An 18515-nucleotide genomic window follows, 5' to 3' on the forward strand; every position below is an offset into this window, starting at 1 on the left:
GCGAGCACAGGAGGCGCTGGCCATCGAGGTCGCGTCGCTGCGCGACGGGCTGCTCAGCATGGCCAACACCAAGGTCATGGGCCGCCCGCTCTTCGGGGGCGTGACCGCCGGCCAGAACGCCTACGACCCGACCGGTGCCTACATCGGCAACGGCGGCGCCGAGGTGCTCCGCCGGGTCTCCGACAGCGAGCTGCTGCGGGTCGACCTGACCGGCCCCGAGGCCTTCGGCGCCGGCAGCGACGACCTGTTCGCCGTCGTCGGCCGGATCGCCACCGACCTGGTGGCCGACCCCTCGGCGCTCCAGGGCCACCTGGAGGACCTGGACGCCGTCTTCGGGACGATGCAGGGAGCGATCGCCGACATCGGCGCCCGCGCGTCGCGGCTGGAGCAGGCCGAGCAGGTCAACCTGGACCGGCAGCTGACCCTCCGGGCCCAGCTGGGCGCGGCCGAGGACATCGACCTGCCCAAGACGATCATGGACGTGCAGATGCGCCAGATGGGCTACGAGGCCGCGCTCGCCGCGACCGCGAAGTCGATCTCGCCCACGCTCATGGACTACCTGCGCTGATGGCCCCGACCCCGGCCGCCCTGGCCGCGCGCCCGCACGCCCCCGCGGCCGCGCCGGCCCTGCCGGTCCCCGCGGTGCAGGTGCTCACACTGACCGAGCCCCTGCTCGGCTTCCCGGAGCACCGGGACTACGTGCTGGTCCCGGCCGACGGCACGGGGAACCTGTCGTGGCTGCAGTCGGTCGCCCCCGACGGCCCGCGGTTCCTCGTCGCCCGGGCGGACGCATACTTCCCGGAGTACGCACCGCAGCTGCCCTGGGCGGCCTGCGTCGAACTCGGCATCGGGGAGGTCTCGGAGGCGCAGGTGCACTGCCTGGTGACGGTGCCCGCGGGGGACGTCTCCGCGGCCACCGCCAACCTCCGGGCACCGCTGGTCGTGAGCCCCCTCACCGCCCGCGCCCGGCAGGTCGTCCTGCTCGATCCCGCGCATCCGGTCCGGCGCCCGATGCGCCGATAACACTCCCAGCGGCGCAGCGCGCCGCCGCCCGGCTGCCGCCGGGCCGCCACGGACGGCCACACACACAGCACCCATGGAGGGGTACACGTGCTCACACTCACCCGCAGCGTCGGCGAGACCATCCGCATCGGCGACGACATCGAGGTCCACGTCGTCGAGGTGCGCGGTGGCACCGTCCGGCTCGGCTTCAAGGCGCCGCGCGAGGTCACCATCCACCGCGAGGAGGTCTACCGGCAGATCGCGGAGGCCAACCTCCTCGCCGCCCAGGTCACCGCCGACACGCTCGGCGCGCTGGCCGCCTTCGCCCCCTCGGCGGCCGCAGCCGGCGCAGCAGGGGATGCCCCCGTCCCCACCCCGGCCGACGCGGTGCCGGAGGCTGGGGACGCGCAGGGCTGACCGACCAGGTCTGCCGCGGTTCCTTCGGCAGACCCTGCCAAGGGAGCCGCCCAGCGGGCCTTCGTGCGTGCGACACGGGCAACTTCTGCCGAAGTGTTGATGCATACGTGCGTATGACACGGCGAGTGTTGTGCCCTTCGCTGCCGAGGGGATGCGGCAGATTTGCCCCCAAGCAAGTGACAGGGGGCGATCACCGTGCAACACACTGCATCCAACGCGCAGGCCGACGTCGATCTCGGCGCCGAGCCGGAGTCCGTGGTGGTCCACGTGCAGCTGCGGCCCCGCCGCGGCGCGATCCGCAAGTGCCTCGCGGCGCTGGCGACGCTGGCCGCCGAGCACGACGAGGTCGCCTTCGCCGTCTCCGGGCTGAGCAAGGACGACCGCGTCGTCCGCGTGACCGTGGGTGTCGACCTCGGCCCCCGGACCGCTGTCGCCAAGTTCTCCCCGCAGGCCCAGGCGGCGTACGCCTTCGTGAGCGCCGTCTTCACCTCGCTCTACGACCACATGCCCGTCTACGTCGCCGAGCCCAGCCCGGCCGAGCGCGCCGCCGCCGCCGTCCTGCTGGAGCGGGCCGCCGCCGGTGCCACCGCCGCCGACGTCGTCGAGGCCCTGCCGGTGTCGGCCGACCCCGCCCCGATCCCGAGCCCGCGGACCGCCGGCCCGGGGGAGCGCATCCCGGCCTGACGGCCGGCCTCCCGAGCGTCTTCGCAGGCCTTCTCCCCGAGGTCTGTCCTTCCCCGCAGTGCCCAGGAGTTCCGGTGTCCGACATCTCCGCCCCCGCCCGCACCCGCCAGCCGCTCGTCTTCGGCGGCCTCCCCGAGGCCGAGGGATGGGCGCTCGCGCCCATCACGCCCCGCGACCGCGTGCACTTCCGCGTCGACCGCGAGCTGCCCCTCGACGAGTTCCGCGCCGACCTGCCCGACGGCGTCACCGTCAGCTACGACCAAGGCGACGGGCTCTACCGCGTGGACGGCGCATGCGGCTCGGCCTCGGTGCTCGCCGACTGGGTGCGCGCCTGGTGCGCCGGGCGCGGCTGCACGACGGTCGGGCTGCGCGCGGAGACCGACGTGCGGCGCCGCGCCCCCCGCGACCTGCCACCGGAGTTCCTCGCCGACCTGTGCCGGCACTACGGCCCGGTCAGCCTCAAGCGGCTGCAGCGCAACATGAGCACGATCCGGCTGCACCTGCCCGACCCGGACGACCTGGGCCAGCAGGTGTACGAGTGGATCCTCAAGGCGGTCAGCCAGTTCGACGAGACCAAGTCGGTCCCCTTCGGCGCCTTCCTGGCCACCCAGCTGTCCAAGTGGGTGCACGACCTGGGGCGCAACGCCCACGGGCGGACCGCCGCCGACACCGAGCACAAGCAGCAGAAGGCGATCGCCGCCTTCATCGCCGAGCACCAGCGCCGGCCCAGCGAGAAGGAGCTCGCCGCCTACATGGGGCAGAGCGTGGCGACCCTCCGGCGCAACTCGCAGACGGTGGCGACCCTCAACGGGCTGCGCAACCTGCAGTCCCTCGACGGCGGTCCCGACGGCACCGAGATCCTGCTGCCCGACTCGGGCGAGGCGCCCGACGAGATCATGGGCGAGGCCGAGCAGACGCTGCTCTCGCACGCGCTGACCGCGGCCTGCGCGCCCGACCCGGACGCCCGGCCCGACCAGCGGGCCGGCCAGCCGAACGTGCTCGGCTGGGCGACCTGGTACCTCACCACGTGGGGCGGGCAGACCAAGACGCAGCTCTCGGCCGACCTCAACACGTCGGTGCGCAACATGAACGTCTACGCCGACCGGGTCGAGAAGGCTCTCAAGGGCCGGCTGGCCGAGCTGGTCGACTGACCGTCCCGGCCCTCCCGCCGCAGCGCGACGATTGGTTGCCTGGAACGGGTCCATCCGGGCGCTGCCCTGCCGATATCCACCTCGTGACGTCGTGCAGCCCGACCCGCCGGACCGCGCCCGCGGTCGCGCGGGGTGCGGTCGGCCGGCGCCCGGTCCGGGACGGCGCCCGGTGAGCGCCGCCCCCGCCGGCGGGACCGGCTCCGGCGTCCTCGTGCCGCACTGGCTCGGCGCCGCGCACCGCGTCGAACTGGCCGCCGCCGTCCGGGCCGCGCTGGGCGCCCCCGGGGTGCACCCGGTCGCCCTCATCCACCTCGAGGACGTCCTCACCGAGCTGCACGTGGCCGCCGCGCGGGACGCCGTGTGGCCGGCCCCCGCCGCCCGCGTGCGGCTGGCCACCGGCTGGGACGCCGACGTGCTGCCCGTCCGCCTCAGCCTGCCCGAGGTGACCGCCGTCCTGGCGTTGTGCGCGCTGCCCGGGGAGCTCCGGGCCCGCCTGTCGGGGGACTCGTGATGACCGGCTTCGGGAGCCGCGGGGCCGCCAGCCTCCTGCAGCGGCTGCGCCCCACCCGGATCGGGGTGGCCGACCTGCTCGAGGTCGCCACCGCCGTGCTGCCGTCGATGACCGGCCCCGACCTGCGGGTGGAGCTGGTGCGCCGGACCGCCGCGGGCTCGGTCGTCGTCGTCGAGGAGGACGAGCGGACCCTGCGCGTCGACCTCGAGGAGCTCGCCGACGACATGACCCGGGCGGGCGTCGCGGCCACCCCCGAGGCGATGGCCGCCGCCCTGGGCGCCTGGGTGGAGCGGCGCCCGGTGACCGACGCGGCTGCGGCCGCGGCCGGGGTCGCCGTCCTGGACTGGGCCGACGCGGTGCGCTCCGCGGTCGGCTGGCGGGTCGTGGTCCGCCGCGGCGACGTCGCCCTGCCGTGGAGCCCCGGAGCCGGCACCGGTGCCGACCGGGTGCGCGCCACCCGGGCCGCGGCGGCGCTGCGCTCGGGCTCGGTGGAGCTGGTGGAGCGGGTCGAGGGCCCGGTGGCGATCTGGTCGCACCCGGTGGTGCCCTCGCTGGCCACCACCGTGCTCGCCGCGCCCGACCGGTTGCGCGCGCGCATCGCGGCCACCGGCCTGCCCGTCGACGACCTGCACGCCGTGGTCACCCCGCACCGTCCGCTGGCCTGCGCCGGCGGCAGCGTGGCCGCGCGCCTGGCGGGGGAGACCCCCGAGGTGAGCGTGACCCTGCCGTGGGCGCGGCTGGCCGACCTCCGCTGGCTCTGAGCCGGCGCCCGGCGGCGTAGCGGCTAGGAGATGTAGCCGTACTCCCAGTGCCAGGGTTCGGGCTTCTCGCCGCGGGGCGCGGCCCAGTCGGGCTGCACGAACCCGAAGCGCCCGGCGTTGGCGGTCATCCAGCGCCACTCGGTGCTGCCGGCGATGTTGATGCCGCCGCACAGGTCGACGGCCAGGGCCCAGCCGTGGTTCGAGGTGCCGGGCACCGCCGCGAGGGCCGGCTTGGCGCGGAACGCCGCCATCTGGCTGCCCAGCGACCGGTAGGAGTCGGTGATGCACAGGTCCCGGCCGAACTGGGCGCGGAAGGCCGTGCTCATCTGCGCGTAGCCGGCCGCGGCGTCGCAGCGCAGCGCGTGGCGGTACACGCCGAGCTGGCACAGGGCGCTGGTCGGGATCTCGCCGTTGTCCCAGCCACCCCACTGCGGGCTGCTCACCCCGGGGGTGGGGAGGGGGGCACCGCAGGGGCCGGTCGGGCCGCCCCCGGGCAGGGGGGCGTTGGGCTCGGCGGCCAGCACCGGCACGCGGACGGCGGTGGATCCGGCGGCCAGCGAGCGGACGCCCACCTGGTAGGTCGCCGCGGAGGCGCCGACGACGTCGCCGTCCCCGAGGTAGATGCCGACGTCCTCGCCGCCGGGGGCGAAGACCAGGTCGCCGACCTGCAGGCCGTCCAGCGGCACCGCGGCCGCGGCGGCCCACTGCCCCTGCGGGGTCGCGGGCAGCGCGTACCCGCCGAGCAGCCAGGAGGCGGCGGTGAAACCGCCGCAGTCGTAGGTCTCCGGGCCGGCGGTGCCGGGCACGAAGGGCCGGCCCAGCTGGGAGAGCGCGTTGCTGACCGCCGCGACCGTCTCCGACGGCAGCACGGTCACCGGGCTGCTGCCCACGATCGCCCAGGCGACTCCCGGCACGGGCTGTCCCGCGGCGTCGAGCGCGGGGGAGAGGCCGGCGGGCAGCTCTCCCGGGCCGGTCAGCGCGGCGGCGGGCGGCGGGACGACCTCGGCCGCGGTGAGCTGGGCGAGGTAGGTCTGCCAGCGGGCGACCGCCTGCTGGTTGCGCTCCTGCTGCTGCCCGGCGGCCGGCACGGTCCCGAGCCCGGCCAGCCGGCCGGTGACCTCGGTGCTCAGCTCGTCCACCCGGTCGCGCATCGCGCCGAGGGCGGCGGCGACCTCGGCCTCGGCGGCATCCACCGCGGCCTCGGCCCGCTCGACGCGGACCTCCGCCGCGGCCAGCGCCGCGCCGGTGCGCTCGGCGCGCACCACGGCGGTCTCCAGCGCGCGCTCGCCGAGCTCGCTGGCGGCCTGCTGGTGCAGCACGCCGGAGGTGGCGGCGGCGTCGCCGGCGTCCAGGGCCAGCCCGGGGTAGCGGGCGGTGGGGGAGGCACGGTAGAGGTCGGCGGCGTGGCTGCCGACGACGCGCCGGTCGGCGTCCACGGCCTCACGGGCGGCCTGCTCGGCGTCCCGGGCCGCCTGGAGCTCGGCGCGCAGCTGCGCCGCCGTCTGCTCCAGCGAGCGGTAGCCGTCGGCCGCCTCCAGCATCGAGCTGCGGGCGGTCAGCGCCAGGGCGGTGACGTCCAGCGGCCCGCCGGCGGGGGTGGTGACGCCGGGCAGCACCACGGCGACGAGCGCGGGGACCATCAGCGCACCCAGCGCCACGACGCCGAGGCGGGTGGACCAGCGCGAACCGGTGCGCTCCTCCGGTGCCGCGGGGCGCTTCCTCGTGGGGCCCTTGGGCGTGGGTCGCTTCCCCGCCGGGCGCTGGGTGGCGGGCCGCTTCGCCGCGGGCCGGGTGCCCCGGGGGGAGGCCTGCGCAGCGAGCGCGGCGCGGGCGGCGGCGAGCTGGGCGGGGGTGAGGTCGGGGCGGGCCGCGGCCAGTTGGCGCAGGGCCATCGCCTCGCGCAGGGCCATCGCCTCGCGCAGGGCCATCGCCTCGCGCAGGGCCATCGCCTCGCGCAGCGCCTGGGCCTCGCGGGCGCTCATCGCCGGCCGCGCGGCCGGGGTGCGGCCCCGGGGCGCGGAGCGGACGGGCGTGCGTGGTGCGGGCACTGCGGCGTCCCCCGGCGGTGTCGTCGTTGCGATGGCCGGCCCGGCTGCGGAGTGCAGTCGGGCTCTGACCTCGTATCGACGGCCCGGATCGGGCGCCTGAGGGAGGGGGAGGCGGTCTCACCCCTGCGGGGGAGGGTGAACTCGCGGGTGGTGCTCGGACGGGTGAGCCCCCGTCGGGCCGGTTACCGGCGGTTCCTCACGGTGCCCACCAGGCGCCGTGCCGGTGCACGAGGGGGATGCGCAGCTCCTCGCCGTCCTCGGTGGAGACCACGAGCTCGACGGTGCTGATGCGGACCGGCGGCCCGTCGCCCTCGGGCTCCAGCACGCTGCCGCTGGCCAGCGGGATCGGCGGCACGACGAGGACGTCGTCGCCGGGCGGCTCGGCCATGGGCGGACCTCCAGGTCGTCGGCTGCGCGGGTGCGGGGCCCTCACCGTAGGGGGCGGCTCCCCGGACGCAGCGCGGGCCGGGTCGGCTCCCCCTGGGGGAATCGACCCGGCCCGGTGTCCGAGTGCCCTGCTCAGCGCCCTGTCAGAGCCCTGTCAGGGCCCTGTCAGCGCTGGTCGAGCGGCACGAAGGTGCGCTCGGTCTCTCCGACGTAGAGCTGCCGGGGGCGGCCGATCTTGGTGGTCGGGTCGGCGATCATCTCGCGCCACTGGGCGATCCAGCCGGGCAGCCGGCCGAGCGCGAACAGCACGGTGAACATCCGGGTCGGGAAGCCCATCGCCTGGTAGATCAGGCCCGTGTAGAAGTCGACGTTCGGGTAGAGCTTGCGCTCCACGAAGTAGTCGTCCTTCAGCGCGATGTCCTCGAGCTGGCGGGCGAGGTCGAGCAGCTCGTTGCTGCCGCCGAGCTTGTCCAGGACGGTGTCGGCGGTGGCCTTCACGATGGCCGCGCGCGGGTCGTAGTTCTTGTAGACCCGGTGGCCGAAGCCCATCAGCTTGACGCCGGGCTCCTTGTTCTTGACCCGCTCGACGAACCGGGGGATGTCGCCGCCGTCGGCCTTGATCGCCTCGAGCATCTCCAGCACCGACTGGTTGGCGCCGCCGTGCAGCGGGCCGAACAGCGCGTTGATGCCGGCCGAGACGGAGGCGAACAGGTTGGCGTGCGAGGAGCCGACCAGCCGGACGGTCGACGTCGAGCAGTTCTGCTCGTGGTCGGCGTGCAGCACGAACAGCATGTCCAGCGCCTTGACCAGCTCCGGGTCGGCGTCGTAGGGCTCGGCCGGGAAGCCGAACGTCATGCGCAGGAAGTTCTCGACCAGGCCGAGGGAGTTGTCCGGGTAGAGGAACGGCTGGCCGACGCTCTTCTTGTAGGCGTAGGCCGCGATGGTGGGCAGCTTGGCCAGCAGGCGGGTCGTGGACATCTCGACCTGGTCCTGGTCGAACGGGTCCAGCGAGTCCTGGTAGAAGGTCGACAGGGCGCTGACCGCCGAGGAGAGCACCGGCATCGGGTGCGCGTCCAGCGGGAAGCCCTTGAAGAACTGCTTGAGGTCCTCGTGCAGCAGGGTGTGCCGCCGGATCCGCTGGTCGAACTCGGCGAGCTGGTCGGCGGTCGGCAGCTCCCCGTAGATCAGCAGGTGGCTGACCTCGAGGAAGCTCGCCTTGCCGGCCAGCTGGTCGATCGGGTAGCCGCGGTAGCGCAGGATCCCGGCGTCACCGTCGATGTAGGTGATCGCCGAGGTGCACGCGGCGGTGTTCACGAAGCCGATGTCCAGCGCGACCGTGCCGGTCGTGGCCAGCAGCTTGCTCGTGTCGATGCCGTCGGCCCCCTCCGTCGCCTGCTTGACGGGAAGGGGCAGTTCTCCACCGGGGTAGCGCAGGGCTACATCTGTCTCGCTCATCCCCCGGGACGCTACCCCCGTCGTGGCCGGGTGACCCGCCGTCGTCACCGCCGAGCGGCGGATGCGCTCACGTCGAAGGTCCACACCCCGGCGCACCGGTCGAGGTGCCAGCGGGCCCCGCGGGGTGCGACCGCCAGCCACGGGTGGACCAGCAGCCCGGCGGGGTCGTCCGACGGCACGAGCTCGACGTCGACGTCGGACCCCTCGGCCAGCGCCTCCTCGATCAGCGGCACGGCTGCCTCGAGAGATGCCGACGGCACCGCGATCACGAGCTTCTCGGCCACCACGGCCGAGGTCACGTCACGGAACGCCTGCACCGTCGCTCTCATCTCGGCGCGGTCCAGCGCCGGTGCCGCGAGGGCGATCGGGAAGAGCCGGGTCCACACCTCCAGCTGCTGGTCGAGGCGGCCCCGGAGCTCGGGCCGGTGCGCCCGGACCCAGAGCGGCTCGACGGCGGGGTCGGCGACGTCGTCGGCGGCTCCGGGACGCAACTCGACGAGCGCCGCGGTGCTGAGGTAGAGGGCCTCGAGCGCCGGCCCGTAGTCGGGACCGTCGACGAGCGAGGCGAGGCGCGCGGTGGCGTGCTGCAGGACCCGCGCGTACGCGCGACGACGCTGCGCCTGTTCGGGCAGGAACCCCTGCCGGATCCCCGAGTCGATCAGGCGGACCCAGTCCCGCTCGGCGCGCGCGGTCATCCAGGGGTTCATCGAGTTCTGGCCCGGGTGCACGCGGAAGCGGCTCAGCACGCGCGGGGTGTAGAAGGCGGGGCCCTGGGCCAGCAGCTCCAGCCAGATCTTCACGTCGGTGAGGGAGTCGATGCGCCGCCCGTCCGGCTCCCACATCGTGGCGACCGGCAGGGCGTCCCTGCGGAACAGCGCCGTGGAGAGCTCCCCGACGACGTTCGTGCAGGTCTCGAGCATGCTGGTCCCGAGCTCCGGCCCGGCGATCGCGCCGGGGCGGTCGCGCAGCGCCGGGAACTCGTGCCCGGCCACCGGCCGGCCGTCCTGGTCGATGAGCGACCGGCGGGAGAAGGCGAGGGCCGCGCCCGGGGTCGCCTCCAGGCCGCGCACGAGCTCGCGGACGCAGTCGGGTGGCCAGCACGTCGTCGTGGAGCAGGTACTTCACGTACTCGCCGCGGGCCGCCTCGAGGATCGACTGCAGGTTGTCGTAGCCGCCGCCGTTCGTCTCGTGCCGGATGACGCGGATGCGGTCGTCCTCGGCCGCGGCGGCGGCGATGATCTCCGGGGTGCGGTCGGTGGACGCGTCGTCGCCGATGATGATCTCGACGTCCCGGTAGCTCTGCTCGCGCGCGGAGCGCAGCGCCGCCCGCAGGTGCGCCTCGCCGTTGCAGGTCGGGATCAGGATGCTGACGAGCGGGTCGCTCACGGGCGGAAGCCGCGCACCGCGTCGATGACCGCGTCCTGCTGCTCCGGGCGCAGGGTGGGGCCCATCGGCAGGCTGAGCACCTCGCGGGCGAGCCGGTCGGCCACCGGCAGGTGCGCCTCGGCCAGGCCGGTGCCGGCGAAGGCGGGCTGGCGGTGCGGCGGCACGGGGTAGTGCACGAGCGTCTCGACGCCGCAGCGGGAGAGGTGCTCGCGCAGCCGGTCGCGGTGCGGGGTGCGGACGACGTACAGGTGCCAGGCGGGGGTCGTCCCGGGCACCCGGGTGGGGAGCTCGAGCTCCTCCCCGAGGCCGGCCAGGCCATCGTCGTACCTGCGGGCGGCTGCCTCGCGGCGGCCGTTGTGCTCGTCGAGCCGGCCCAGCTTGACGGTCAGGAGCGCCGCCTGGATCTCGTCGAGCCGGCTGTTCCACCCCACCTCGTCGTGCCGGTACTTCTCGGAAGACCCGTAGTTGCGCAGCGACCGCAGCCGGCGCGCGGTCTCCGGATCGGAGGTCGTCACCGCGCCGCCGTCGCCGATCGCACCGAGGTTCTTGCCCGGGTAGAAGCTCCAGGCGGTCGCGTGCGCGGGGCCGCCGCCCACCGGCCGGCCGTCGCGCCGGGCGCCGTGCGCCTGCGCGGCGTCGTCGAGGACGACGAGGTCGTGCCGGCGGGCGACGTCGGCCACCGCGTCGAGGTCCACCGGGTGCCCGGTACAGGTGCACCGGGACGACGGCCCGCGTCCGGGGGGTGACGGCGGCCTCGAGCGCCGCGGGCTCCCATGCCCCGGCCGCGGAGCTGACGTCGACCGGGACCGGGACGGCGCCGACGTGCAGCACGGCCAGCCAGGTCGCGACGAAGGTGTGCGAGGGGACCAGGACCTCGTCGCCGGGGCCGACGCCGAGCGCCCGCAGGCCCAGGGACAGCGCGTCCAGGCCGCTGCCCACCCCCACGGCGTGCCGGGCGCCGACCGCCGCGGCCCAGGCCTGCTCGAAGCCCTCGAGCTCCGGGCCCAGGAGGACCCGGTCGCTGCGCAGGACGCGCAGCGCGGCCGCGTCCAGCTCGGTGCGCAGCTCCGCGTGCAGCCCCGCGAGGTCGAGGAACGGGACCCGGACCGCCTCCGGCGCCGCGGTCATGCCGGCAGGGGGGCGGGGGTGACCTCGCCGGCCGCCTCGGCGGCCTGCCGGGCCGCGGTGAAGTCGTCGTACTCGCGGTAGTAGTCGTCCTCGGAGTAGGGCAGCGACGCCATCACCAGGCAGACGCTGCCGGAGGAGAAGTTCCCGAGCTCGCGCCAGGTCAGCCGGGGCACGTACAGCCCGTGGTACGAGCGGTTCAGGTGGAAGCGGGCGGTGCTGGTGCCGTCGTCCACCACGACGTCGAAGCTGCCGGACGCGGCCACGATCAGCTGCTGGAGGTCGCGGTGGGCGTGCCCGCCGCGGGACTCGCCACCCGGGACGTCGTACAGGTAGTAGACGCGGGCGATGTCGAAGGGGACGTGGTCGCCGCCCTCGATCATGGTGAGGTTGCCGCGCGGGTCGGTGATGCGCGGCAGGTCGACGACCCGGCAGCCCGCGCCACCGTCGGCCGGCCGCGGATTCCAGTCCGTCGTCCGCCGGCCGGGACCCAGGGAACGCCGTTCGAGGAGAGTCACGCCCCTGGTCATCGGCAGCCGCGGACGACGCCGTGACGGCCTCTCCCCGCTGTCGCCGACGGGGGCCGGCGGGGGACCGGGGCGACCCTTCCGTCACATCCGTTCCTCGTGCCCGCAGGTGCCCCCGACACCCCGCACGTGCCCGGATCGGGGGCCGGTCCGTGCCTACCCTGGCCGGCATCCCGGGAGCCGCCCGCGGACCCGGCACCCCGGCCGGTCCGCCGCGCACCGGGGGGAGGAACAACACCGTGTCCGTAGTCCAGCGAGACCTCGTCGACTACGCGGAGCAGTACCGCGCCCTGCCGTTCGAGCCCGTGCAGATCGCCTACCGGCGGAAGCTGGTGCTCGCCCGCGTCGCCGCCCACGCCCCGCGCCGGGTGCTCGAGATCGGCTGCGGCGAGGCGCCCCTGTTCCCCGACCTCCCCGGCACCGGGTCGGTGGTGATCGAGCCCACCGCGGCGTTCGCCGCCGGAGCCCGCGCCCTGGCCGCCGGCCGGCCCGACGTCGTCGTGGTCGAGGACTTCGCCGAACGGGTCGACCCGGCGTCCGTGGGTGGCGGGTTCGACCTGGTGGTGCTCAGCTGCCTGCTCCACGAGGTCCCCGACCCGCAGGCGCTGCTGGCCGCCGCGCGCGGGTTCTGCGCCCCCGGCGGCCGGCTGCACGTCAACGTGCCCAGTGCCCGGTCGCTGCACCGGATGCTGGCGGTCGCCATGGGGCTGATCCCGGACCCGGCGACGACGTCGGACACCCAGCTGCGGATGCAGCAGCGCGGGATCTACGACGCCGCGGGGCTCGAGGCGGAGCTGCGCGCGGCGGGGTTCGCCGTCGCCGAGCGCGGCAGCCTCTTCGTCAAGCCGTTCACCCACGGCCAGATGCAGCGCCTGCTCGACGACGGCTTCCTCACCCCCGAGCTGCTCGACGGCCTGGACGCCCTCGCCGCGCTGCTGCCCGACCTCGGCTCCGAGCTGTGGGTCGACGCGGTGCCGGTCGACACGGTGCCGGTCGACGCGGTGCCCGTCGGGGCGGAGCCGGCCGATGCCTGAGGCGCTCCTCGTCGGCAACAACCTCGCCGTCCTGGTGGCGGCGGTCGAGCTCGGCGCCGCGGGGCACGACGTCGTCCTGGTGACCGACGGGCGCGGCCCGGGTGGCCACTTCCGGGGCCTGCGCACGCCCGAGGCCGACTTCGACCTCGGCATGGTGCTGCTGGAGTCGGCGGGCAGCACGGCCGACGACGACCTGGCCACCTACCGCCCGCGGGTCCGCTACGACTGGACGCGGTTCGGCGCCCGCGTCGACCGCTGGCAGGCCGAGCTCGTCCGGCCCGTCCGCACGCCGACCCCCGAGGCGCTCGTGGAGGGCCGGCGCCGACCCGACCACCTCGTCGCCGACCGCCTCGACGTGCTGGCCGAGGGCGGCTTCCGCCCGCCGGCGCCGCTGCCGCGGGAGGACCCCCGGCACGCCTCGGCCAAGGTCGCCGGGGCTGCCTACGACGCGCTGCCCTACCGCGAGGCCGCCGCCGCCAACCACGGCGAGGACATCCACGCCCGGCTGGTCGAGCCGTTCGCCGAGAAGCTGCTGGGACCCGCCGCCGGCACGCTGTTGGCGCGCTACCACCGCGCCGGCTGGCTGCCGCTGTACTGGCCCGAGACCCTGGCGGCCGCGTGCGCGGGGCAGCCGACCGGCCTGGCCGAGTACCCGTTCTGGACGACGCCGACGGGCTTCGTCGGCGACGTCGTCCGCACGCTGGAGACGCGCCTGGCGGCCATGCCGACCGTGCAGGTGCACGACGGCGCGGTCACCTCGCTCGCTCTCGAGGGCAGCCGGTGGACCGCGGCCACCGCGGACGGGTCGTGGTCCTCCGAGCGCCCCGTCCTGGGCGTGGGCGCCGACCGCCTGCAGACCCTGCTGGGGCTGCCGGTGCAGGAGCGCGCGCCCGGTGCCTCGGTGGCTCTCGTCTGCTGCCTCGTCCGCGGCGCAGCGATCACCGAGCCCGTCGGCTGCCTCTCGGTGGTCGACCGGGAGTACGCCACCTACCGGGTCACCGACCAGGACGCCCTCGCCGGCCTCGACCCCGCCGAGCACCGCGTCGTGGTGGAGGCCGGACCGGCCACCGCCGCCCGGCTGAAGGACGGCGCCGACGTCCCGGGCGAGCTGGTCGCCGAGCTCGGCCGGCTGCTGGGCATCACCGATCCGTCCGCCGACGTGCGGGTGGTGAAGGCGGTCGCCGCGCCCGGCGCGGTCCCCGCACCCACCGCGGCCTCGGTGGCCGCGGAGGCGACGGCGTCCGACGCGCTGACCGCCGCCTGCCCCGGCGCCCTGCTCACCGGCGCCCTGCTGGGTGGGGGAGCCACCTCCATGAACGACCAGGTGGTCCAGGGGCTCGCGGTCGCCGCGCAGCTCCCGTGACCGCCCGCCACCACCGGCACCACCCCGAACTCCCGGAGGACCGATGACCGCCGCCCGCACCCAGGAACTGGAGCGGATCGCCCACAGCTACCACCTCAACGACGAGGTGCCCGACAAGTTCATCGAGGACGCCTGCCAGGAGCACTGCTGCGACTGGCTGGCCTCCCTCGTCTCGCCGGAGGACCACGTCGTCGAGCTCGGCGCCGGCGAGGGCGTCACGCTCGCCCGGCTGGCCCCGCTGCCGCGCCGGTACGTGGTGGTCGAGGGCGCGCCCAGCCTCGCCGCCCGCGTCCGGACCGACTTCCCGGGCGTCGAGGTCGTGGAGGCGCTCTTCGAGGACCACGAGCCCGCCACCCCGTGCGACAAGCTGCTGGCCCTGCACGTCTTCGAGCACGTCGACGACCCGGTGCCGCTGGCCGCGCACCTGCGCTCGTGGGTGAAGCCGGGCGGGGAGATCGTCGTCGTCGTCCCCAACAAGCGGTCGCTGCACCGCCGGCTCGCCGTCCTCATGGGGCTGCAGCCGGAGCTGGACACCCTGAGCGCACGGGACCACCTGGTCGGCCACCAGCGGGTCTACGACCTCGACGGGCTGGAGGCCGACCTGCGCCAGGGCGGGTTCGAGCCGTTCGAGCGCAAGGGCTTCTTCCTCAAGGTGCTGCCCAACGGGATGATGCTGGACCACTCCCCGGAGCTCATCCAGGCGCTCAACGACCTGGGTGACGAGCTGCCCGCGGACTTCGGCGCGAACATCGCCGTCCGCGCCCGACGGGTGGGCTGAGCCGGTCGTGCCGGTGCTCCTCGACGTCGAGCCCTTCCCCGGGGACGGCCTGCTGTTCTGCGACCCGGGGTTCCACGACCTGAACGGCATCCCGGCCGGTCGCCGCTGGCGGTACGAGCACCGCCGCGAGGACCGGCTGGTCGGCGTGCTGGAAGGCGTCGTCACCGACGGTGTGCTGCTGTCCGGGCACAGCGCCCCGTTCGGCGGGCCCGACCTGGTGGCTCCGGACCCGTCGGTCGAGGACGTCGTCGCCCTGGTGACGGGCGCCCTGGCGGCGCTGCGCGAGGACGGTGTGCGGACGGCGCGGATCAGGGCGCGGCCGCTGGTCTACTCCGCCGCCGAGCCGCTGGTGGAGTTCGCGCTGCTCGACCGGGGCTTCGCCGTCGAGCACTGCGACCTGAACATGCACGTGGACCTGTCGCGGTTCACCCCCGACGACGACGTGCTGGACCTGCTCAAGCCGCGCAAGCGCCGGTACGTCCGCGCATCGCTGCGCGGGTCGGTCGAGCTCACCCCGGTGGACGGCGGGGAGGACCTCGCGACCCTGCACGCCATCATCGCCGGGAACCGGCGGGCGAAGGGCAGGCCCGAGCCGCTGGCCCTGGACTACCTCCGGCGCGCGCAGGAAGCCTTCCCCGACCGCATCCGCATGCGGCTGCTGCGGGTGGAGGGCCGCGCCGTCGCGGCCGCGGTGGTCTACCGGGTGCTCGACGGCATCGACCAGGTCGTGCACTGGGCCGACGCCCCGGGGGAGGAGCGCTCCCCGATGGACCTGCTGGCCTACCTCGTCTACGCGGACTGCCTGCGGCACGGCGCCCGGTTGATCGACCTCGGTCCTGCCTCGGACGACCAGGGCCGGCTCAACCCCGGGCTGGCCGAGTTCAAGCGCGCGGTGGGCGCGGTCCCGGGGACGCGCAAGGTGTTCACGGTCGACCTGGGCTGAGCCGTCGCGCCGGGCCCGCAGGCCCGGCGCGACGAGCAGCTCAGGGGTGGGTCATGGAGAGGACGTCGAGGGCCTCGTCCAGCTGCTGCTCGGTGAGCTTGCCCTGCTCGACGTAGCCGCGCTCGAGCACGACCTGGCGGATCGTCTTCTGCTCCTTGAGCGACTGCTTGGCCACGATCGCGGCCTCCTCGTACCCGATGTACTTGTTCAGCGGGGTCACGATCGAGGGAGAGGACTCGGCGTACTCGCGGCACTGCTCGACGTTGGCGACGATGCCGTCGACGCAGCGGTCGGCGAGCAGCCGGCTGACGTTGGCCAGCAGCCGGATCGACTCGAGCACGTTGCGCGCCATGAGCGGCAGCGTCACGTTGAGCTCGAAGACGCCGGTGGTGCCGGCGTAGGTGACCGCGGCGTCGTTGCCGATGACCTGGGCGCCCACCTGGATGACCGCCTCGGGGATCACCGGGTTCACCTTGCCGGGCATGATCGAGCTGCCGGGCTGGAGGTCGGGGAGCTGGATCTCGCCCAGGCCGGTGCGCGGGCCGGAACCCATCCAGCGCAGGTCGTTGACGATCTTGATCAGGCCGACGGCGATCGTCTTGAGCTGGCCCGACGCCTCGACCAGGCCGTCGCGGGAGCTCTGCGCCTCGAAGTGGTCGCGCGCCTCGGTGAGCGGCAGGTCCAGCTCGCCCGAGAGCCGCTCGATGATGGCGGCGGCGAAGCCGGGCGGGGTGTTGATGCCGGTGCCGACGGCGGTGCCGCCCAGCGGCAGCTCGGCGATGCGGGGGAGCGAGGCCTCGAGCCGCTCCACGCCGTAGCGGACGGCGGCCGCGTAGCCGCCGAACTCCTGGCCGAGGGTGACCGGCGTGGCGTCCATGAGGTGGGTGCGGCCGCTCTTGACCACGGTGGCGAACTCGTCGGCCTTGCGCGACAGCGACAGCTCGAGGTGGCGCAGCGCCGGCACCAGGTCGCGGACGATCGCGCTGGTGGCGGCCACGTGGATCGCCGACGGGAAGACGTCGTTGGACGACTGCGAGGCGTTCACGTGGTCGTTCGGGTGCACCGGGCTGCCGAGCGCCTCCGTGGCGAGGCTGGCGATGACCTCGTTGGTGTTCATGTTGCTCGACGTGCCCGAGCCGGTCTGGAAGACGTCGATGGGGAAGTGCTCGTCCCACTCGCCGCGGGCGACCGAGGCCGCGGCCTCGCCGATGGCGCCGGCGACGGCGGCGTCGAGGACGCCGAGGTCGGCGTTGACGGCGGCCGCCGCGCCCTTGATGGCGGCGAGGGCGCCGATCAGCTCGCGCTCGATCGGGGTGCCGGAGATCGGGAAGTTCTCGACGGCGCGCTGGGTCTGGGCCCGCCACTTGGCCCAGGCGGGAACGCGGACCTCCCCCATGGAGTCGTGCTCGATGCGGTAGTCGGTGCCGTCCTGCTGGGTGGCCACGCTGTGCTCCCGGGGTGTCTGGATGGTGACAGTGCTCCGGGGAACCCTAGACACCGGCACGGCCGCGCGACGCCTCCCCGTCCGCGGGAGGTGGGCAGACGCCGGGATGCCGCCCCCTAGCATCGTCGGACGGATCCGAGCACCGAGGAGCGCCCGATGACACAGCCGCCGTACCCGCCCCCGGGTGAGCCCGCTCCCGGCGGTGAGCCCGCTGCCGGCGGTGGTGGCGTTCCCGAGGCGCAGCAGCCCTACGGTCAGCAGCCGTACGGGCAGCAGCCCCACGGCCAGCCGCCCTACGGGCAGGCGCCGTACGGCCAGGCGCCCTACGGCCAGCAGCCGTATGGCCAGCCGCCCTACGGCCAGGCCGCGTACGGGCAGCCGCAGCAGGGCGGGCCGGGCGCCGTGCCGCCGTGGGGCCAGGCCCCGCAGCCGCCGTCGGGCAACCGGAAGGTCCTCGTGACCGTGCTCTCCGTCGTCGCCGTGGCGATCGTCGCGCTGGCGGTGGCGCTGGTCGTCGGGCTGCGCTCCGACGACGAGGGGTCCGACGGCGGGTCGTCGATCCCGGCCGCGACCTCGGAACCCGAGGGCCTGGGCGACGACCCGGAGCTCGACGACTACGCCGAGGAGTGCCACGACGGCGACATGCAGGCCTGCGACGACCTGTTCAACCAGTCGCCGGTGGGGTCGGCCTACGAGCTGTACGGCGGCAGCTGCGCCGGCCGGCAGTCCAACACCGACGCCCGTCAGGTCTACTGCGTCGACGCCTTCCCGCCCGCGAGCTGAGCGCCCGCGGGCCCACCGCCCGCCGGGGCGGCCGCGCCGGGCACCGGCTGGGCTACCGTCGGCAGCCGTGTCCGACGACGCCGCGCTGCCCGCCGTCCCCGAGCCCGATCCCGCCGCCGCCCCGGGGGTGCGCGCCTCCGACGGTGACCGGGAGGCGCTGGTCGCCCGGCTCCAGCAGGCGCTGGCCGAGGGCCGGCTGGACCTCGACGAGTTCGGTCAGCGGGCCGGCGCGGCCTGGGCGGCGGTGACCACCGCGGAGCTGGCCGCCCTGGTCGCGGACCTCCCGGCCGAGCCGCCGGTGGAGATCGTCGGCAGCCGGGCCCCGGAGGTCCAGACCAGCGTGTTCGGGGACATCAAGCTCTCCGGGCCGAGCGTCCCGCTGCGCGCGAGCACGGTCTTCGGCGACGTCCGGGTGGACCTGCGCGGGCTGCGCACCGACGCCGAGCGGCTCGAGCTGCACCTGTCCACCGTCTTCGGCGACGTCGAGGTGATCGTCGCCGAGGGCGTGGACGCGCAGCTGCACGGCCGCACCGTCCTCGGCGACCGGAAGATCGACCTGGCCGCGGTGCCGCGGGTGGCCGGCACGCCGCGGGTCGTCGTCCACGGGCGCACCGTGTTCGGCGACCTGAAGCTGCGCAGCCTGGCCCCGGGGGAGTCGGCCAGCCGCTGGCGTCAGGTGATGGAGCGGCTGGCACGACGGGCCGAACCCGGCTGAT

At 75.2% G+C, this 18515-nt stretch carries 19 protein-coding genes and 3 pseudogenes; 13 read left to right on the top strand and 9 right to left on the bottom strand.

Annotated elements, in window-relative coordinates; all coding sequences use genetic code 11:
* Positions 1 to 58 precede the first annotated feature (58 nt).
* The 7 genes and pseudogenes from JKP75_RS20305 (at position 59) to JKP75_RS03005 (ending at position 4526) form a co-directional block, all read left to right on the top strand.
* Positions 59 to 568 (top strand): hypothetical protein, encoded by a 510-nt coding sequence (locus JKP75_RS20305; protein WP_242472753.1) that lies wholly within the window; start codon positions 59 to 61, stop codon positions 566 to 568.
* Positions 568 to 1023 carry a flagellar assembly protein FliW gene (gene fliW, locus JKP75_RS02980; protein WP_200489246.1) on the top strand — a complete coding sequence of 152 codons (456 nt, stop codon included), beginning with the start codon at positions 568 to 570 and terminating at the stop codon, positions 1021 to 1023. The genes JKP75_RS20305 and fliW overlap by 1 nt, the downstream gene beginning before the upstream one ends.
* A gap of 87 nt (positions 1024 to 1110) precedes the next feature.
* Positions 1111 to 1263, top strand: a pseudogene (gene csrA, locus JKP75_RS24300) (carbon storage regulator CsrA); the annotation flags it as partial.
* Between the two features lie 351 nt (positions 1264 to 1614).
* Positions 1615 to 2103: a hypothetical protein gene (locus JKP75_RS02990; protein WP_200492753.1), complete on the top strand. Its 489-nt coding sequence runs from the start codon at positions 1615 to 1617 to the stop codon at positions 2101 to 2103.
* Positions 2104 to 2177: 74 nt separating this feature from the next.
* On the top strand, positions 2178 to 3254 hold the full coding sequence (locus JKP75_RS02995; protein ID WP_200492754.1) for a flagellar biosynthesis protein FliA: 1077 nt from the start codon (positions 2178 to 2180) through the stop codon (positions 3252 to 3254).
* A 169-nt stretch (positions 3255 to 3423) separates the two neighbouring features.
* The gene (locus JKP75_RS03000; RefSeq protein ID WP_200489244.1) at positions 3424 to 3765 is read left to right on the top strand and encodes a hypothetical protein; all 342 of its coding nucleotides are present in this window, start codon (positions 3424 to 3426) and stop codon (positions 3763 to 3765) included.
* Positions 3765 to 4526 carry a hypothetical protein gene (locus JKP75_RS03005; RefSeq protein ID WP_200489243.1) on the top strand — a complete coding sequence of 254 codons (762 nt, stop codon included), beginning with the start codon at positions 3765 to 3767 and terminating at the stop codon, positions 4524 to 4526. The genes JKP75_RS03000 and JKP75_RS03005 overlap by 1 nt, the downstream gene beginning before the upstream one ends.
* Positions 4527 to 4549: 23 nt before the next feature.
* Here the strand turns inward: JKP75_RS03005 and JKP75_RS22405 are convergent, their stop codons facing one another.
* The 8 genes and pseudogenes from JKP75_RS22405 to JKP75_RS03035 form a co-directional block, all read right to left on the bottom strand.
* Entirely contained in the window at positions 4550 to 6574 is a 2025-nt protein-coding gene (locus JKP75_RS22405) for an NlpC/P60 family protein (protein ID WP_309229464.1), read from the bottom strand.
* Positions 6575 to 6770: 196 nt separating this feature from the next.
* Entirely contained in the window at positions 6771 to 6962 is a 192-nt protein-coding gene (locus JKP75_RS03015) for a hypothetical protein (protein ID WP_200489242.1), read from the bottom strand.
* A 164-nt stretch (positions 6963 to 7126) separates the two neighbouring features.
* Complete coding sequence (locus JKP75_RS03020; RefSeq protein ID WP_200492755.1) at positions 7127 to 8416, bottom strand: citrate synthase; 1290 nt, start codon at positions 8414 to 8416, stop codon at positions 7127 to 7129.
* A 44-nt stretch (positions 8417 to 8460) separates the two neighbouring features.
* Complete coding sequence (locus tag JKP75_RS03025) at positions 8461 to 9486, bottom strand: hypothetical protein (RefSeq protein WP_242471141.1); 1026 nt, start codon at positions 9484 to 9486, stop codon at positions 8461 to 8463.
* Between the two features lie 37 nt (positions 9487 to 9523).
* A pseudogene (locus JKP75_RS24305) lies at positions 9524 to 9802 on the bottom strand (glycosyltransferase family 2 protein); the annotation flags it as partial.
* Positions 9799 to 10497: a DegT/DnrJ/EryC1/StrS family aminotransferase gene (locus JKP75_RS23300; protein WP_309229465.1), complete on the bottom strand. Its 699-nt coding sequence runs from the start codon at positions 10495 to 10497 to the stop codon at positions 9799 to 9801. The pseudogene JKP75_RS24305 and the gene JKP75_RS23300, both read right to left, overlap by 4 nt.
* A gap of 22 nt (positions 10498 to 10519) precedes the next feature.
* Positions 10520 to 10930 (bottom strand): annotated as a pseudogene (locus JKP75_RS24310) (DegT/DnrJ/EryC1/StrS family aminotransferase); the annotation flags it as partial.
* On the bottom strand, positions 10927 to 11445 hold the full coding sequence (locus tag JKP75_RS03035) for an FdtA/QdtA family cupin domain-containing protein (RefSeq protein WP_309229466.1): 519 nt from the start codon (positions 11443 to 11445) through the stop codon (positions 10927 to 10929). The pseudogene JKP75_RS24310 and the gene JKP75_RS03035, both read right to left, overlap by 4 nt.
* 248 nt (positions 11446 to 11693) lie before the next feature.
* Here JKP75_RS03035 and JKP75_RS03040 point away from each other — a divergent pair, with 248 nt between their 5' ends.
* The 4 genes from JKP75_RS03040 to JKP75_RS23640 are packed head-to-tail and all read left to right on the top strand — an operon-like array spanning position 11694 to position 15572.
* Positions 11694 to 12488 (top strand): methyltransferase domain-containing protein, encoded by a 795-nt coding sequence (locus JKP75_RS03040; protein ID WP_200489240.1) that lies wholly within the window; start codon positions 11694 to 11696, stop codon positions 12486 to 12488.
* On the top strand, positions 12481 to 13851 hold the full coding sequence (locus JKP75_RS03045) for a hypothetical protein (protein ID WP_200489239.1): 1371 nt from the start codon (positions 12481 to 12483) through the stop codon (positions 13849 to 13851). The genes JKP75_RS03040 and JKP75_RS03045 overlap by 8 nt, the downstream gene beginning before the upstream one ends.
* A gap of 43 nt (positions 13852 to 13894) precedes the next feature.
* Positions 13895 to 14629 carry a class I SAM-dependent methyltransferase gene (locus JKP75_RS03050; protein WP_200489238.1) on the top strand — a complete coding sequence of 245 codons (735 nt, stop codon included), beginning with the start codon at positions 13895 to 13897 and terminating at the stop codon, positions 14627 to 14629.
* A 7-nt stretch (positions 14630 to 14636) separates the two neighbouring features.
* The gene (locus JKP75_RS23640) at positions 14637 to 15572 is read left to right on the top strand and encodes a GNAT family N-acetyltransferase (RefSeq protein WP_200489237.1); all 936 of its coding nucleotides are present in this window, start codon (positions 14637 to 14639) and stop codon (positions 15570 to 15572) included.
* A 40-nt stretch (positions 15573 to 15612) separates the two neighbouring features.
* Here JKP75_RS23640 and JKP75_RS03060 read toward each other — a convergent pair whose 3' ends face one another.
* Positions 15613 to 17016: an aspartate ammonia-lyase gene (locus tag JKP75_RS03060; RefSeq protein ID WP_200489236.1), complete on the bottom strand. Its 1404-nt coding sequence runs from the start codon at positions 17014 to 17016 to the stop codon at positions 15613 to 15615.
* Between the two features lie 156 nt (positions 17017 to 17172).
* On the opposite strand from JKP75_RS03060, the gene JKP75_RS03065 reads away from it, so the two are divergent.
* A complete protein-coding gene (locus tag JKP75_RS03065; protein WP_200489235.1) occupies positions 17173 to 17799 on the top strand; it encodes a hypothetical protein in 627 nt (208 codons plus the stop codon).
* A 67-nt stretch (positions 17800 to 17866) separates the two neighbouring features.
* On the top strand, positions 17867 to 18514 hold the full coding sequence (locus JKP75_RS03070) for a DUF1707 domain-containing protein (protein ID WP_200489234.1): 648 nt from the start codon (positions 17867 to 17869) through the stop codon (positions 18512 to 18514).
* The last annotated feature ends 1 nt before the right edge of the window (position 18515 follow it).

Origin of the sequence: Blastococcus sp. TML/M2B, assembly GCF_016612865.1 — a bacterium.
In the GTDB taxonomy this organism is placed as follows: domain Bacteria; phylum Actinomycetota; class Actinomycetes; order Mycobacteriales; family Geodermatophilaceae; genus Blastococcus.